Annotated in this window: 17 protein-coding genes and 1 pseudogene; 17 read left to right on the top strand and 1 reads right to left on the bottom strand. The window is 32.3% G+C overall.

Annotated elements, in window-relative coordinates; all coding sequences use genetic code 11:
- The first annotated feature begins 238 nt into the window (after positions 1–238).
- From JCM14822_RS13705 to thiI, 15 genes and pseudogenes are all read left to right on the top strand, one after another.
- A complete protein-coding gene (locus JCM14822_RS13705; protein ID WP_172674827.1) occupies positions 239–1,003 on the top strand; it encodes an ABC transporter substrate-binding protein in 765 nt (254 codons plus the stop codon).
- Complete coding sequence (locus JCM14822_RS13700) at positions 1,000–1,509, top strand: hypothetical protein (RefSeq protein WP_054742934.1); 510 nt, start codon at positions 1,000–1,002, stop codon at positions 1,507–1,509. Before JCM14822_RS13705 ends, JCM14822_RS13700 begins: the two co-directional genes overlap by 4 nt.
- Positions 1,502–3,283: a sensor histidine kinase gene (locus JCM14822_RS13695; protein ID WP_054742933.1), complete on the top strand. Its 1,782-nt coding sequence runs from the start codon at positions 1,502–1,504 to the stop codon at positions 3,281–3,283. The genes JCM14822_RS13700 and JCM14822_RS13695 overlap by 8 nt, the downstream gene beginning before the upstream one ends.
- Before the next feature lie 14 nt (positions 3,284–3,297).
- Positions 3,298–4,911 carry a response regulator transcription factor gene (locus tag JCM14822_RS13690; RefSeq protein WP_054742932.1) on the top strand — a complete coding sequence of 538 codons (1,614 nt, stop codon included), beginning with the start codon at positions 3,298–3,300 and terminating at the stop codon, positions 4,909–4,911.
- Between the two features lie 192 nt (positions 4,912–5,103).
- Positions 5,104–6,063 (top strand): ABC transporter permease, encoded by a 960-nt coding sequence (locus JCM14822_RS13685; RefSeq protein WP_054742931.1) that lies wholly within the window; start codon positions 5,104–5,106, stop codon positions 6,061–6,063.
- A 16-nt stretch (positions 6,064–6,079) separates the two neighbouring features.
- Positions 6,080–7,000, top strand: a complete 921-nt coding sequence (locus tag JCM14822_RS13680; protein ID WP_054742930.1) for a carbohydrate ABC transporter permease — start codon at positions 6,080–6,082, stop codon at positions 6,998–7,000.
- A gap of 70 nt (positions 7,001–7,070) precedes the next feature.
- Positions 7,071–8,612, top strand: a complete 1,542-nt coding sequence (locus JCM14822_RS13675; RefSeq protein ID WP_054742929.1) for an ABC transporter substrate-binding protein — start codon at positions 7,071–7,073, stop codon at positions 8,610–8,612.
- Between the two features lie 113 nt (positions 8,613–8,725).
- Positions 8,726–9,074 (top strand): annotated as a pseudogene (locus JCM14822_RS24590) (IS66 family transposase); the annotation flags it as partial.
- A 201-nt stretch (positions 9,075–9,275) separates the two neighbouring features.
- Positions 9,276–9,587: an IS66 family transposase zinc-finger binding domain-containing protein gene (locus JCM14822_RS13670; protein WP_054742928.1), complete on the top strand. Its 312-nt coding sequence runs from the start codon at positions 9,276–9,278 to the stop codon at positions 9,585–9,587.
- Positions 9,587–9,712 (top strand): IS66 family transposase, encoded by a 126-nt coding sequence (locus tag JCM14822_RS25110; protein WP_408606210.1) that lies wholly within the window; start codon positions 9,587–9,589, stop codon positions 9,710–9,712. Before JCM14822_RS13670 ends, JCM14822_RS25110 begins: the two co-directional genes overlap by 1 nt.
- 794 nt (positions 9,713–10,506) lie before the next feature.
- Positions 10,507–11,475, top strand: a complete 969-nt coding sequence (prmA, locus tag JCM14822_RS13665) for a 50S ribosomal protein L11 methyltransferase (protein ID WP_054742927.1) — start codon at positions 10,507–10,509, stop codon at positions 11,473–11,475.
- Between the two features lie 84 nt (positions 11,476–11,559).
- Positions 11,560–12,330, top strand: a complete 771-nt coding sequence (locus JCM14822_RS13660; protein WP_054742926.1) for a 16S rRNA (uracil(1498)-N(3))-methyltransferase — start codon at positions 11,560–11,562, stop codon at positions 12,328–12,330.
- Entirely contained in the window at positions 12,302–12,670 is a 369-nt protein-coding gene (locus tag JCM14822_RS13655) for a response regulator (protein ID WP_054742925.1), read from the top strand. The genes JCM14822_RS13660 and JCM14822_RS13655 overlap by 29 nt, the downstream gene beginning before the upstream one ends.
- A gap of 73 nt (positions 12,671–12,743) precedes the next feature.
- Positions 12,744–13,919, top strand: coding sequence for a cysteine desulfurase family protein (locus tag JCM14822_RS13650; RefSeq protein ID WP_054742924.1), 1,176 nt, complete (start codon positions 12,744–12,746; stop codon positions 13,917–13,919).
- Positions 13,916–15,100 carry a tRNA uracil 4-sulfurtransferase ThiI gene (gene thiI, locus JCM14822_RS13645; protein WP_054742923.1) on the top strand — a complete coding sequence of 395 codons (1,185 nt, stop codon included), beginning with the start codon at positions 13,916–13,918 and terminating at the stop codon, positions 15,098–15,100. The genes JCM14822_RS13650 and thiI overlap by 4 nt, the downstream gene beginning before the upstream one ends.
- Positions 15,101–15,145: 45 nt before the next feature.
- Here the strand turns inward: thiI and JCM14822_RS13640 are convergent, their stop codons facing one another.
- Complete coding sequence (locus tag JCM14822_RS13640) at positions 15,146–15,382, bottom strand: HPr family phosphocarrier protein (RefSeq protein ID WP_054742922.1); 237 nt, start codon at positions 15,380–15,382, stop codon at positions 15,146–15,148.
- A 102-nt stretch (positions 15,383–15,484) separates the two neighbouring features.
- Between JCM14822_RS13640 and mtaB the strand changes: the two genes are divergently transcribed.
- The gene (gene mtaB / locus JCM14822_RS13635; protein ID WP_054742921.1) at positions 15,485–16,786 is read left to right on the top strand and encodes a tRNA (N(6)-L-threonylcarbamoyladenosine(37)-C(2))-methylthiotransferase MtaB; all 1,302 of its coding nucleotides are present in this window, start codon (positions 15,485–15,487) and stop codon (positions 16,784–16,786) included.
- A gap of 96 nt (positions 16,787–16,882) precedes the next feature.
- Positions 16,883–17,134 (top strand): IreB family regulatory phosphoprotein, encoded by a 252-nt coding sequence (locus JCM14822_RS13630; protein ID WP_054742920.1) that lies wholly within the window; start codon positions 16,883–16,885, stop codon positions 17,132–17,134.
- Positions 17,135–17,207: the final 73 nt, after the last annotated feature.

The following is a 17,207-nucleotide window of genomic DNA, read 5'->3' as shown; positions in this document are numbered from 1 at the left end:
GGAGCCACTTTTTATATGTATTAGAAAATATACAACAAATTTTTCTAAAAATTTTATATTTGACGTACCATTCTAAAGAAAATATGCTAGAATATTATAAAGGAATATTATAGTATTTCAAGTAGTAGGTTGAGAGGGGGACGCTTAAGCAATAGCTGTGCAAAACAACATGCAAAAGAAATCTCTTTTATTTTGTAGCGTAATATTATTAGGTGTTATTGCAGGAATAATTATTAATATGTCGTATGACAAAAAGGAGGTGCCGATTATTCCCATAGAGTCTATTGATGAAAAAACTACAATAGAATTTATGAGTAGTTGGGGAGCTTATGATAGTAAGGCGAATCGTTTAAAGATGATATTAAAAGATTTAAATGAAAAATATCCAAATCTTATACTGAAAGATTCATCTATGGCAGGAGAAGATTTTTTATTTATTTTAAAAACAGATTTTGCCACAGGGAATCCACCAGATATATTTGGTTTATGGCCAGGTAAGGATTTTGAAACACTTGTTAAAAAACAACAAATAGCTGATTTGACTGAAGCTATGAAAGAAGATTCTAAGTGGTATAATCAATTTAAAAAAGAAAGCTGGGAGTATGTAACTGTAGATGGGCATATTTATGGATTACCTGTTGAGACCATTTATGAGGGATTGTTTATTAATCAAGATTTATTTGATGCCTATCACGTAAAGGTGCCTACAACCTTTGAGGAATTATTGGAAGCTGTTGAGATTTTTAAAGCAAATGATATTATTCCAATTGCATATAATAGCACGCCTGAGGGAAGCTATTTGTATCAAAATATTGTTATGAAATTAGGCGGAAAAAAAGATGTAGAGAACCCTTTTGATAAAGATGGAAAAATTAAACCTTGTTTTCTTACAGGAATGGAATATATGAAAGTACTTTATGAACAAGGTGCTTTCCCAAAAAATCTATTTACCTTAGATGACAAAGCACGTAATGATCTTTTTTGCAAAAAAAAGCTGCAATGATTGTACAGGGTTCTTGGTTTATTGGGGATAATGTACTAAGCGGTGGAGATGAAAGTGTAAAAGTGATTACTTTTCCTGATATAAAGGGGGGAAAGGCAGATTCAAGTGCAGTGATTTATGGTTTGGGAAATGGTGTTCTACATATAAGCAAACGTGCATGGGAAGACCCTAAAAAAAGAAATTGGTGCTTAAGATTACTTAAAGATTTTACCTCAAAAGGAACAGTGCAAAAATTTAAGCAGGATTCAGGATTTATAAGTGGTATTTATTTGGAGGAGACAACAAAGGATATAGCACTAGTTAAACAAGGAAATGTATTAATTAATAATGCTATAGAGCGCATAGGACCTGTAGATAGCTTTATAGATAGAAATATATGGGAAAATATTATTGTTAAACAAATGCCAAATATCTTTAAAGGAACAGTTTCTAAAGAACAAGTTTTTAAATGGGTAAATTTTGAGAAAAAGGTACAAATGATACAACAGGGAGGTACAAATGATTAAGTATATTCATCAATTTTATAAAAATATGTCTATACAAAAGAAGTTGCTTGTATTATTTTCAGTACAGATTATTATTCCAGTTATTTTTATGGGGATTATTTTATATCAAAATACACATACAATTATTCAAAATAAATCTATTAGTTATATGGCAGATATTTTAAAGATGGTTGAGCTACGTATGGCAGATTTTTCAGATGACATGCAGGGGGTAACGAGAGATATTGTATACGATAAAAGGCTTTATGAAATATTAAATGGTATAACATCAGAATCAGAAGAAATTGATGAAGGAGAAACCGCATATATATATGATACCTTAAGAAAGATATGTTTAGCCGAAAAATATATACAATCTGTAGTTATTATTCCTTATAAAGGAAAAACGTATAGCTATGACATATATGCAGGTAAAGTTACAACTACAGAAAATGTACCATATGAAGCATTAAGTGAAGCAGCCAAAAGCCAGAAAGGCCAGGCAAATTGGTACTATGATTTAGATGATAAAGGTGAGATTCAAGATTTATATTTAGTGTGTATGATTAATGATAATAATACACTTGAAGAAAAAGCATTACTTGTTATATTGATTAATCGTGAAGCATTAAAAAATACATATAGTGAGCTATCTACCGAGTTTATGCAGCAAATTAATATATTAAGCCCAGATAATAAATGGATTATAGGGAGTGAAAAAAACTGGGTTAATGATGCTATGAGTTTAGCATTAGAAAAAACTAATAAAAAATGGGATTATCACATTGATACTAAGTCAGATCGCATTTTAGCAACCATGCAGATAGAAGAAAATGGTTGGAAAATTATTGCTGAGGGCAGTTTGCAAAAACTCTTAAGAGATGAGTTAAATCATTTTAGATTATTAATTGTACTTATTATAATTTGTATTTTGATTATATTATCATTGTTTAGCAGTTTTACAGCGATAGATTTTGTGGCACCTATTAATAGGTTGGTTGAAGGTATAAAAAAATTAGATGAAGAAAACATATATCAACCTGTTATTGTAGATAGAGAAGATGAGCTAGGATATTTAACAACTTGTTTTAACAAAATGTCAGAGGAAATCGATAGACTTTTAAATCAAGTATATAAAGAACAGCTTACAAGAAAAGAAGCAGAACTTAAAGCCTTGCAAGCGCAAATTAATCCACACTTTTTATTTAACACATTGGAATCTATTAATTGGATGGCACAGCTTAATAATGTGCCAGAAATTAGAGATATGGTAACTTCTTTAGGCGCATTAATGGAGGCAAGCATTGGAAAGGGAAACCCAATGGTACCATTAAGTAAAGAACTACATTATATAGATAGTTATATTTTAATTATGAAAAATAGATATGGTGATAGATTGGTATATGAAAGTGAGATTGATGAAGAAGTTTTAAAAAGTCGTGTACCAAAGCTTTTACTTCAGCCACTTATTGAAAATGCCATATACCATGGGATTGATAGAAGTCGTAAAAAGGGTATTATTCACTTAACTATAAAAAAAGGGAATGCAGAAGATATTCTCATTGAAATTATGGATAATGGTAAAGGACTAACAGAAGAAGAAGTTACCTTAATGAATCAAAAATTCAAAGACGACAAAGATGATTATTTACTAGGGGAAGATCGCAAAGGCATTGGACTTAAAAATGTTAATGGGCGTATCAAACTATTTTTTGGAACCGAATATGGTCTAAGTATTGAAAGTAAATATGAAGCGTATACCAAAATAAAGGTAAGAATCCCAGTAAATAATTAAAGAGGAGGATTTTTATGTTTAAAGTTTTAATTATTGATGATGAGCCTACTATTAGAAGAGGATTAATCAATATTATTAATTGGAAGAAGTTCCAGTGTGAAATTTGTGGAGAAGCATGTGATGGTATAGAGGGGTTAGAAAAAATAGAAGAATATAAACCGGATCTTATTTTTGCAGATATCAATATGCCGGAGATTAGTGGGCTAGAAATGATACGAAGTGCAAAAAAGATTATTCCACATAGTAAGTTTATTATCCTTTCAGGATATCGCGAATTCTCTTATATGCAAGAAGCCATTAAGGTGGGGGCTTTTGATTATATTTTAAAACCTTCTAGTATAGAAGATATTTGTGAAGTTGTAAAACGTGCTGTTATGGAATTAAAATATCAAAGAGATGATCAACTTGAAACAAAGAAACTTAAAAAGTGTTTCGAAGAAAGTATTCCTTTATTAAAGGAAAAATTACTATATGATATTATATTTCAAATTAATATTAATGAGGAAGAAATCAATGAAGGCTTTGAACTTTATGGTATCAGTATTGATGAATTTGTTATGATTATTATTGAAATTGATGGAGAGTCTGGGCATTTAGAACCTTATCAAAAGCAACTTTATCAATTTGGCATTGTAAATACCGTAGAAGAAATGTTTGCAGATGACTTTAAAGTGGAAAAAATTGTACTAAGTAACAATCAAATCGCCTTTATTATATGCGCTTTAACTAAAAGTGAACTATTAGTAGATAATGTGTACAAAAAAGCACATAGTATTCAACAACTTATTGAAAGCTGCTTTAACTTTACTGTAACTATTGCAATCAGTACAAAAGGTAATAAAGTAGAAGCACTTCATGAAAAGATGTTAGAGTGTAAAAACGGACTAGCATATCGTTTCTACATGGGTAGTAGCTCGATTATATTATATCGTGATTTAAATGGATTTTATAAAAGTCAAGAGCGTATAGCTTTTGATGGATATGATAAGAAACTATGTGAGGCTATTAAAACAGGTAATGAAAGTGATGTAGCACAAATACTTACACAAATTGAAGAAAAAGTACATGCAGTTAACTTAGATCCGGAACAAATCAAAACATTTTATTGGAACTTAATCTATGAGATTAATATGATTCGCATTTCTATTAAGAATCTTGAAGTACAAGATAAGGATGGTAACAAAGATATTTCTAATATCTACAAAATGATTGAAAGTGCAAGTCAAGTTAATGAGCTGCAAAACCTCTTAAAAGAGGCGGCAAATAGTGTAGTACATCGTATTAATCGTTATAATAAGAAAAATATTAATCAAATTCTTCAAAATGCGATGAATTATATTTGTGAAAATTATACCATGCCAATAACATTAAATGAGTTAGCAGAACATACCTATGTAAGTACTTATTATTTAAGCAGAATGTTTAAAAAGGAACTTGGCAAGAATTTTGTGGAATATTTAAATGAGGTACGTATTGAAAAGGCAAAAGAACTGTTAAAAGACAACCATTATAAGACATATGAAGTGGCTGAACTTGTTGGTATTCAAGACCCTCACTATTTTTCTAAGATATTTAAAAAGTATGTGAATATGACACCGACAGAATATAAGGAGCAGGTTGTAGGATAATAGAAAATACAAAATAGCTTATAAACTTAAGGTTTGTAAGCTATTTTTTATGCAAAAAGCTAATGCAATATAAAAAATAGGTGTAAATTTTTGACCAATTAGTATAAATAAAATATTCACAAAAAGACAACATAGTCTATTAATAAAAATAGGCAAAAGTTATAAGATAGATATCGAGGAGAGGTGAAGCGAATGAGTAGCAAATCAAATACGAAAATCGAAGTTGCTAAAACGCAGACAGTAAAAAGTAGTATTGCTAGTAAGAAAAATATTACACTAATTTCTATGTTAGTGCCAGGGCTAATCGTTATGCTTTTAAATAACTATATGCCTATGTTTGGTTTGGTGTTTGCCTTCAGAAAAATGGACACCGTGCAGAAGCTATTTGGATCTGGTTGGAATGGTCTAAAGAACTTCGAATATTTATTCTCATCTAATGCGGCTTGGAAGATTACACGTAATACAATCGGATATAACGTAGTCTTCATTCTTATTGGTCTTGTTTTACCAGTATTTATGGCAATCTGTTTAAATGAGCTCCGTAATAAGAAAGCAGCAAAAGTTTATCAAAGTTTATTTTTTATTCCTTACTTCCTTTCTTGGGTAGTTATCAGTTATGTTGTATTCGGTTTATTAAGTAATGAATACGGTGCACTTAATAGAATTATCCAAATGTTTGGAGGAGAAAAGGTATCATGGTATTCAAAACCAGAAGCATGGCCATTTATTTTAGTTGTCGTTAATACATGGAAGTGGACAGGCTATGATACAATCGTTTATTTATCAGCTGTATGTGGTGTTAACCAAGAACTCTTTGAAGCTGCATCTGTTGATGGTGCAACACGTTTACAACAAATCTTTTATATTACAATACCAAGTTTAGTACCACTTGCGATTGTATTAGTATTACTTCGTTTAGGAAGAATGTTCTACACAGATATGGGTCTTTTCTACAGTGTTCCAAGAAATACTGGTGTTCTTCAAGATGTTACAAATACAATTGATACATATGTTTACCGTGCCTTCACAGCAACAGGTAATATTGGTTTATCAGCAGCTGCTGGTTTCTATCAAGCTATTTTAGGTTTAGTTGTTATCTTAACATTCAATGCTATTGTAAGAAAATTTGATCCAGATAGTGCAATTATCTAGGAAGGGGGAACATACAGTGAAAAAACAAGCAGAAGCAGTAAGTGTAGCACCAAATGGCACACAGATTTCAAAAGGAACAAACATTTTATTAAATATTTTATTTGTAATTATTGCTATCATATGTATCTATCCTCTTATCTTAGTACTTATGGTTTCACTTACAGATGAAATGACAATCATTACAAATGGTTATAGTGTTTTTCCTAAACAATTTAGCTTAACAGCTTATCAATATATCTTTGAAAATATTATGACAGTTGTAAGGGCATATGGTGTATCTATTCTTACAACACTTGTAGGTGGTCTTTTAGGACTTATCATTATGGCAATGTATGCTTATCCACTTGCAAGAGATGACTTCAAATATAGAAGTCCATTTAACGTAATTTGTGTTATTACAATGTTATTCTCTGGTGGACTTGTACCAACATATATGGTTTTTGTTAAAGTCCTTGGTCTTAAAGATAACATTTTAGCTTTAATCTTAGCACAATTATTTAGTGCTTTCTATGTTATGATTATTCGTACATTCTTTAAAACAAATGTACCTAAGAGCTTAATTGAAGCGGCACAAATCGATGGTGCAGGTGAATATTTCACATTCTTTAGAATTGTATTACCACTTGCTAAACCAGCACTTGCAACAGTTTTAATGTTTAGTATGTTAAATTACTGGAATGACTGGTATTTCCCATTACTTTATATCACAAGTCCAGATAAATACAATTTACAATACTTAATGTATCAAATGCAGACAAAGATTGCCAGCTTAATCACAGCATCTTCAGCAGGTGCAACAATTGATATTAGTAGTATTCCATCTGAAACAGCACGTATGGCAATGGCAATCGTAGCTATTGGACCAATTGTTCTTGCTTATCCATTCTTCCAAAAATACTTTGAAAAAGGTATTACACTTGGTGCAACAAAAGAATAATTGGTTTAATATACATATATTTTCAAGTTGGGTTTAAAATTTAATTTTTAAATTTTAGGAGGAGATTATAATGAAATTATTCAAAAAAGGTCTTACAATCGTTGCAGGAACACTTTGCCTTGCAAGTATGGCATTAACAGGTTGTGGTGGTAACAATACAGCATCAACAAATGCAGCAACAACAGATAGTGCATCAACAGACGCAGCAGCTCCTGCTAGCACAGAAAAAGTAGATATCCTTTGGTATGCAGCTGGTACCTCTACACCAGAAGATATGCCTAAAGTTCTTGAAGAAGCTAACAAATATCTTGAAGAAAAAGGTATTCCTGCTAACCTTAAAATTGAAATGTATGATTTTGGTACATTCCCAGATAAATTACAAACAGCTATTTCTTCTGGTGAAGAATTTGATATCTGTTTCACATGTAACTGGTGTAATGATTACTTTGTACAAGCTCGTAAAGGTGCTTATGTACCATTAAATGATGATAAGAAAATGCTTGAAACTTATGCACCACAAACAAAAGCATTACTTGGTGATGATTTCTTAGCTGGTTCTCAAATTGATGGTATTAACTACGCTATCCCAGCAAATAAAGAAAAAGCTCATCAATGGGGATTCTTAGTTCTTAAACAATATGCTGATAAATACAATATGGACTTCTCAAATGTTAAATCTTTAGCTGATATGGAACCATTCTTCCAAACAATCAAAGAAAACGAACCAAGCATTTATCCATTTGAGTCACTTACTGGTGAATCAGCATTTAGATTACTTGACTTCGATACAATTGGTGGTTCTAACTACCCTGGTGTAGTTTATAATGATACAAAAGATTTCAAAGTATTTAATGAACTAGAAGCACCAGAAGCAAGAGAGTTCTTTGATCTTGTTCATAAATATTATCAAGCAGGATATATTAAAGAAGATGCTGATACAATCACAGATTACACACAAGATCAAAAAGCTGGTAAAATGTTCTGTGCAACACGTTCTTTAAAACCAGGAAAAGATGCTGAAGAAGGTCTTTCAATGGGACAAGAATATGTTCAAGTTAATATTACATCACCAGTTTTATCAAATCGTGAAACAACAGGTTCAATGCAAGCTATTTCATCTACATCTAAACACCCAGACATAGCACTTCAAGTACTTGAACTTTTCAATACAGATGCATACTTCAATAACTTAATTAACTTTGGTATTGAAGGACAACACTATGATAAAGTAGAAGGTTCTGAAAATATTATTAAACCAGCTGCAGACCATGATAAATATAATTTAGCATTAGGTTGGGCATTTGGTAACCAATTCCTTAACTATGTAACAGAAACAGAAGATCCAGAAAAATGGGATAAATTCGAAGCATTTAATAATGAATCAACACCAACACAAACACTTGGTTTCGTATTCAATCCAGATAATGTTCAAACAGAAATTGCACAATGTGTAAATGTTTGGAGACAATATATGCCAGGACTTGAAACAGGTAAACTTGATCCAAATGAAGTATTACCAAAAGCTATCGAAGAGCTTAAAGCAGCTGGTTCAGATACAATCATTGCTGAAAAACAAGCACAACTTGATGCATGGGTTGCAGCTAACAAATAGTCTATTAATTAGATAATACAATTATTAAAAAGCATAATAAAACTAGAATAAATGTACCAACCACAAATAGTTATGAATTTAAGAAAGAAGTTGTCCTAGCTTATTTAAAAGGAAAAGGATTTACTTACTGTATCAATCAGAAGCAATATTTCAGAGTCTTTTTAGAAAAAAGGAAATGTCTCAGTAGATAATAATGCTGCTGAACAATCTATACGAAGCTTCTGTATAGGCAAGGCTAACTAGCATTTGATTGATACGATCAATGGTGCAAAAGCTAGTGCAATCATCTATAGTATTGCGGAAACAGCTAAAGCGAATCATTTGAAATCATACCACTACTTTGAACACTTACTGATTGAGCTGTCAAAACATCAAAATACTATCAAAAGAATGTCTAAAAACAGAATAATAACAAATGTGCCACCCAAGACGGGTGGCATTTTTAATATCCAGTACTTATGATTTACCGTTTACTAAGCGGCAACTGAAGCATGCCTGTTTTTGAGCAAATAACACTATTATAAATCTGATTAAAACACCTGGTATTAAGCAAAAGATTAAGCACCAAGAAATATGGGAAAATCTTAATTTAAGGCTTTTTCAGATTTATTTAATGAGGCAGAAGTTTTAAAATAGCTAATTGTAGTTGAGCCAGAACAGGATATGGTAATCACTGGACATAAGAGAAAAAAATCTAAAAGAGGTGCTAAATTCGATACACTTCCTATGGAAACAATTGAATACAAGCTTTCAAAGAAAGAAAAAGTATGCGCTACTTGTGATTCACCTTTAACAGAAATGAAAAAAGAAATCAGAAAGGAGGTAGTAATCGTCCCGGCAGAGGTAAAAGTCATTGAACACGTTACTTACGTATATAGCTATAGAAAGTGTGATAAAGAAGGAACAGGTAGTTTTATAAAAGCTGCTGAAAGACATAAGGCACTTATTCTTAAATGTGTGGTCTCATCTAGATAATGGCTCATATTATTAATCAAAAATATACCAATGCTATACCATTATACAGACAAGAACAGGAATTTAAACGTTATGCTATTCAGCTTGTGTTACCGGCAAGTATACTTTCGGAAAAATTTTGGTAAATAATTTTACACAATAACCTGTATTATTAACTATTTGTTTTTTATACCTATCCACATTTATTACATGGTTTCCTTGACCATGAGCCACCGTTGATATGCTTTTAGGTAGCAAGTGTAGCTATGTAAAAATGTAAGTGTGGCTACGAAGATAGGTGCTACTTAAATGAGTGAGTTTAGCATATTAACCCTCATAGTTAAGGAAATTTCGCGGCATAAACGTTAGTCTTCTTCATGTTTGAATAATGATTGATGATGTTCTAAACGATGGCTTTTACCTACACATGGTGGTCTCAACATAATCAGATTGTACATTCGGTCTACCTACGTTAACTCACAAAGCTCATTGAGTTGACGTTTACTAATAGATTTTTGAAAAGGAGGAGTGTATATAAGAATTCTGATAAGTTAAATCATACTTTTTAGCAGAATCTAAGTATGCATTAAGTTTTGTTTTAAATAAGGTGATTTTAAAGTACTGCAGTATGTTGTAATCTCCTCTAATGCATCCATTTTTTCTTTTTTATGGGGTGCAAGGATTGAGAGGCAGAAAAGATAACTATTTTATGGCTATATGTGAAAGTGATGTGATTGGGCTAATTGGTGTATCGGATTAAGATACTGCGTATAAAATACAAGCAGGAGATTTTAAAGCTGAATGAATTATATTCTTGACTAGATTAGCGTATTTTGGGGTAAACTGAGCATAAAGAGGATAAAAATGGCAGATTACTTGAATTCGACAGCATATTCCCTTATAATTGAACTATTATATAATTTAAGATGGAGATGAATAAATGAGCTGGTTGGAAGTAACAATTTACACATCAAAGCAAGGACTTGAAACAATCACAGGTCTTTTATTACAAATGGGCGTAACAGGATTTGTTATTCAAGACCCAGATGACTATGATGAATTTTTAACATTACAAGGTACGACATGGGATTATATGGATGAAGATATGGAGAAACTTAAAGACTGTGAAACAAGTATTAAGTTCTACCTTGCGGAAAATGCACAAGGTCAAGAAATGTTCCATGAAATCAAAAACATGCTTAAACGTCTTAAAGAAGAAGGCGATGACTATGGTAAACTTACTATGGATCTTGGCAATGTTAAAGAAGAAGACTGGGCAAACAATTGGAAACAGTATTTCAAACCTTTCACAGTAGGTGAAAAATTTGTCATCAAACCTACTTGGGAAACTTATGATAATGTAACAGACCGTATGATTTTAGAAATTGATCCAAACTCAAGCTTTGGAACAGGTCAACACTATACAACACAACTTTGCATTGAACAATTAGAAGATATCATTAAACTAGGACAAAAAGTGTTAGATATGGGTTGTGGCAGTGGTATTTTGTCAATTGCGGCCCTTATGCTTGATGCAGAGCATGTAACAGCAGTAGATATTGAGCAAAATTCAGTAGATATCGCAAATGAAAACTTTGAACAAAATAAAATGGATAAAGCAAAATACACAACATACTGTGGGAACATTTTAACTGATGATGCTTTAGTAGAAACAATCGGTACAGGATGTTATGAAGTTGTCGTAGCAAATATTGTAGCGGACGTTATTATTCCAATGCGTCATTTACTTAAAAACTTCTTAGTACCAGGCGGCACATTAGTTGCATCTGGTGTAATCGGTGAACGTGCTGAAGAAGTTAAAGAGGCCCTTGTAAGTGCAGGTTTCATAGCAGAAGCAATCACAGAGAAAAATGACTGGGTGGCTATTCGTTGCAAAGCAAATGATTAATACCCACAAAATAATCCATTTAAATTCGTAAAACTTGTTATGGATTCATATAAAAAGAAAATAGTAGAGAAAAGGATTAAAGAAATGGCAAAGTTTTTTGTAAATCCGGAAAATGTCAAAGAAAATGAGATTTTCATTACTGGTAGCGATGTAAAGCATATTAAAAATGTTCTTAGATTAAGCGAAGGTAAAGAAATTACAATAAATGATGGACAAGGTCACGATTATCAGTGTATAATAAAAGAAATAGATCGTGATGTAATTTCTACAGAAATTGTAGAAAGAAAAGAGTCAAACTCTGAACCACCTGTTGAAACAGTGCTATTTCAGTCACTGATTAAAGGCGAAAAAATGGAGTTTGTGATTCAAAAAAGTATAGAGATAGGTGTTACAACAATTATTCCACTTGTTACAGATAGATGTGTTGTAAAACTTGAAACAGAGAAAAAACAACAAAGCAAACTAGACAGATGGCAGAAGATAGCGGAGAGTGCTGCAAAACAGAGTAAAAGAGGGATTATTCCACAGATTTTGGCACCACTTACTTATAAAGAAGCGATTGCTTATGCTTGTGATAATCTAGAGAAATCTTGTATCCCATTTGAAAATGAACATAGTCATCATTTAAAAGGCTTCTTAAAAGGGGAAATACCAAATTCAATTGGTATTTTTATTGGACCAGAAGGTGGTTTCACAGATGAAGAAGTTGACTATGCTATGCAGCATCATGTTTCGCCAGTTACTTTAGGCAAGAGAATACTTAGAAGTGAGACAGCCGGACTTGTAACGCTTGCGAATATCATGTATGAGGTGGAGGGAATTGAAGATGGAGGATGTAAGCTTTCTAATTGTTGATGATGCCATATTTATGAGGACGGTTTTAAAAAAACTCCTGATTGAATCGGATTTTAAAATAGCTGGTGAAGCAGGAAATGGTCTTCAAGCAATAGAGATGGCAGAGCTTTTACAGCCGGATATTGTAACGCTAGATATCACTATGCCAGAGATGGACGGCATCCAAGCTATTGAAAAAATATTAGAAGTAAGCCCCAATTCAAAAATCATCATGTGCTCAGCAATGGGTCAGCATTCTAAAATAGTTGAATGTATTAAGAAAGGTGCAAAAGACTATATTGTAAAACCCTTTGAAAAAACGCGTGTATTACAAGCTATTTATAATGTCATGAATAGATAAAAATGAGGGGAGTATTCCTCTCATTTTTATGAGTAAATAATATAGAAAAGCATAATAGAACGGAGAGTGGCATATGGAAACAGAAATATACTTAGATAATGCTGCAACAACGAAACCACTTGATTGTGTGGTAGAAGCAGTAAAAGATACAATGATGCATAACTATGGGAACCCTTCTTCTTTGCATAAAAGAGGCATGGAAGCAGAAACTATTATTAAAGAAGCAAGTAAATTCTTTGCAATGCAAATTGGTGCCCTACCAGAAGAAATAATCTATACATCAGGTGGAACTGAAAGTAATAATACTGCAATTGTAGGTGCAGCAATGGCTTACAAACGTAGAGGAAATAAGATTATTACAACACCTATCGAACATCCTTCAGTAGGTGAAGTGTTTAACTATCTTGAAAGCCAAGGCTTTGAAGTTTGCCATGTTGGTGTAGACGAAAAGGGATATATCAATTTAGAAGAATTAAAAACACTTATTGATAATCAAACTATTTTAGTAAGTGTCATGCATGTTAATAATGAAATAGGAACGATTCAACCTATTGAGGAAATAGGTAAGCTCATTAAATTACAAAATAAAGAAACATTATTCCACGTAGATGCAGTACAATCTTTTGGTAAATTACCAATTCAAGTAAAACGCAGCAAGATTGACTTCTTATCAGTAAGTGCACATAAGTTTTATGGGCCGCGTGGTGTAGGGCTTTTATACAAAAATAAAGCTGTACGTATGCAAAGTTTATTATTAGGTGGCGGACAACAAAAAAATGTACGCTCAGGAACTGAAAATACACCAGGTATTGCAGGGACACTTGCAGCTTGTCAATATGTTACAGCACATCAAAAAGAAATTTATGAATCTATGATGGCGTGTAAAAAACGTTTAGCAGAAGGAATACTTGAGACAATTCCAAACACATGGATTAATGGACCAAGTATAGAAGAATCTGCATCATATATTTTAAATATTGGTTTTGAAGATGTAAGAGCAGAAGTTTTATTACACACTTTAGAACAATTTGAAATTTATGTTTCTTCAGGTTCAGCTTGTTCAAGTCATAAAAAAGGTCATGGAGATGTTCTTGCGGCATTAGGAATCAAAGGAGCTGCTTTAGACAGTGCCATTCGTTTTTCATTTGCACATGATACAAAAATGGAAGATATTGAACGTGTTATTGAAGTTTTAGGAGAACAAATTCCATTATTAAGAAGATATACAGTAGGAGGAAAGAAAAAGTGAAAAATGTATTTTTAATTAAATACGGTGAGTTAGCTATTAAAGGTAAAAATAGACACTTATTCGAAAATAGATTATTAAGCAATATCAAAAAAAATTTAAAAAGTTTAGGTGAATTCCTTGTAACTAAAGAACAAGGGCGCATCATGGTAGAGCCTGTTGAGGAAGATAGCATTGATGTAAATACTGTACTTAATCGCTTAAGCCGTATCTTTGGAATCGTAGGGATTGCTTATGGTCTTAAAGCAGAAGAAGTATCATTTGATGCAGTTAAACGTTTAGCACTTGCACAAATGACAGAAGAATGTGCTGATAAAAATATTACTTTCAAAGTAGAAACAAAACGTGCTGATAAACGTTTCCCAATGACTTCAATGGAAGTAAGTTGTGAACTTGGGGCATATCTTTTAGAAGCCCTTGGTGATAAAGTAAAAGTAGATGTACACAATCCGGATGTTTTTTTAATGGTAGAACTTCGTAACCATGCTTATGTTTATGCAAAAACACATAAAGGTGCAGGTGGAATGCCTTACGGAACAAATGGTAAAGCAACATTATTACTTTCAGGTGGAATCGATAGCCCAGTAGCAGGTTGGATGATTGCTAAACGTGGGGTAGAAGTAGATGCAGTTTACTTCCATGCACCACCTTACACAAGTGATCGTGCAAAACAAAAAGTTGTTGATCTTGCAGAAAAAGTAGCAATGTATACAGGTAGTATGAACTTACACATTGTTAACTTCACAGATATTCAACTTAAAATTTATGAGCTTTGTCCACATGAGCAATTAACAATTATTATGCGTCGTATTATGATGTACATTTCAGAAGCAATTGCTAAGAAAAATGGTAGTATGGCACTTATTACAGGTGAAAGTATTGGACAAGTAGCAAGTCAAACAATGCATAGTTTAGTATGTACAAATGAAGCTGCTACAATGCCAGTATTTCGTCCTTTAATTGGTTTTGACAAAGAAGAGATTGTACAAATTGCAAAACGTATTGATACATTTGAAACTTCAATTCAACCATTTGAAGATTGTTGTACAATTTTCGTTGCAAAACACCCAGAAACAAAACCAAAACTTGAACAAATCGAACGCTCTGAAAGAGCTTTAGATGAGATCATTGATGAAATGATGCAAAAAGCAATTGATGAAGTAGAAGTGGTTAAAATTCGTTAGTAAAAAGATAACAAAAAAGGTCCACTTAGATTAAGTGGACCTTTTTTAAGTTTCATAAACAAAAGGTATGAGTTCTTTAATGACGTTATCTGCAACGCCGTCATCATAGATGTCTAAGCGAAGTGGTTTGCCTAAATCCAAGCTAAAGATACCCATAATAGATTTAGCATCTATAATATAACGGCCTGATGATAGGTCGAAATCACAATCATATGCATTTATAATATTAACGAATTGTTTTACTTTTTCAATAGAATTAAGTGAAATTTGGATTGATTTCATAAATGAATACCTCCTAGATTAGTCTACATAGCTTAGAACCTATGTAGTTACTTGTATAATATATTTTGAAAAGAAGAATGTCAATAAAAAGAGGTGATTATTTTGAGAAAAGCAGCATTTTATACACTAGGCTGTAAAGTTAATCAATATGATACCGAAGCAGTATTAGAGAATTTTAAAGCGGCAGGATATGAAATTGTAGAGTTTGGCGAATATGCAGATGTATATGTTGTCAATACATGTACAGTAACACACTTAAGTGACCGTAAATGTCGTCAAATGCTTCGTAAAACTAAAAAAATAAATCCAGAGAGCGTACTTGTAGCAATGGGATGTTATGCCCAAATTGCAGCTGATCAAATTAAAGAGCAGGTTGAAGAAATCGATGTAATCGTTGGAACAAATAAGCGTGGACAAATCGTTGAGCTTGTTGATCAATTTTTAGAAGAGCGTATGGATATGCTTAATGTTGTAGATGACATTATGGCTGTTGAAGAATTTGAAGAGTTAAAAATTTCAGATATGGGTGAACGTACACGTGTTTATATAAAAGTACAAGAAGGATGTAATAATTATTGTAGTTATTGTATTATTCCTTACGTACGTGGTAAAATAAGAAGTAGAAAAGAAGAACAGGTTATTGATGAAGTTAAACGTCTAGCAGGTCTTGGGTTTAAAGAAATTGTTTTAACTGGAATACATGTCCTTGCTTATGGGAAAGATTTAGGTAATACTAATTTAATGCAGCTACTAGAACGCGTGCATGAAGTAGATGGCATTGAGCGTATTCGTATGAGTTCTATTGAACCAATTGCGGTAACAGAAGAATTTATTGAAACACTTAAAAGATTACCTAAAGTATGTCATCATTTCCACCTTTCTTTACAAAGCGGTAGTCAAACAGTTTTAAAACGCATGAATCGTAAATATACAAAAGAAGAATATTTAGAAAGCGTACACAGATTACAAAAGTTATGGCCTGATGTAGCACTTACAACAGATATTATTGTAGGTTTCCCTGGTGAAACAGATGAAGAGTTTGAAGAAACATTAGCGTTCGTTAAAGAAGTCGGTTTTGCTCAAATTCATGTATTTCCATTTTCACCAAGGGAAGGTACACCAGCTGCTAAGATGAAAAGTCAAGTAGAACCAGGTGTTAAAGAGAAGCGTGCTAAAACATTAGGTGCATTAGAAAAAGAATTACGTCATGCGTATATGGCAAAACATATCGGTGAAACAATGGAAGTTCTTTTTGAAAAAGCACATGATGCTATACTTACAGGACATACAAGCAATTATTTAAGAGTTAAAGTCCAAGGACAAGAAAACCACGAAAATACTGTTCAATCTGTCGTAATTGATGCTGTAGAAGGCGAATTACTTGTTGGACATTTAAAAAAGTAAATCTTTCTGAGAATATTTTTTAAAATTATATATAGTTTTGTGCAGTATTATGTTATACTAATTATATTGAGGTTGAAGCGTTGGAGGATGAGTAATATGGAAAATATGAATGAAACAATGCAATTTAATTTTGGAAATTTAGATAATATCTCAACAAGAGAAACACTTATGGACGTTTATGTTGCACTAGAAGAAAAAGGTTATAATCCAATTAATCAAATAGTCGGTTATATTATGTCAGGAGACCCAACTTATATTACAAGCCACAATGGGGCAAGAAATAAGATTCGTAAGATAGAACGAGATGAGATTTTAGAAGAATTAGTTACAGCTTATCTCAAAAAATAACAGGGCTGTAGGGACATAAAGAGCCCTACAGTTTTTTTATAAAAGTAACTTCAAGTTGCTCGGTTTTAGGAGG

This window comes from Cellulosilyticum ruminicola JCM 14822, from assembly GCF_001311925.1.
Lineage (GTDB): Bacteria > Bacillota > Clostridia > Lachnospirales > Cellulosilyticaceae > Cellulosilyticum > Cellulosilyticum ruminicola.
This window is presented reverse-complemented; position numbering and strand designations above follow the sequence as displayed.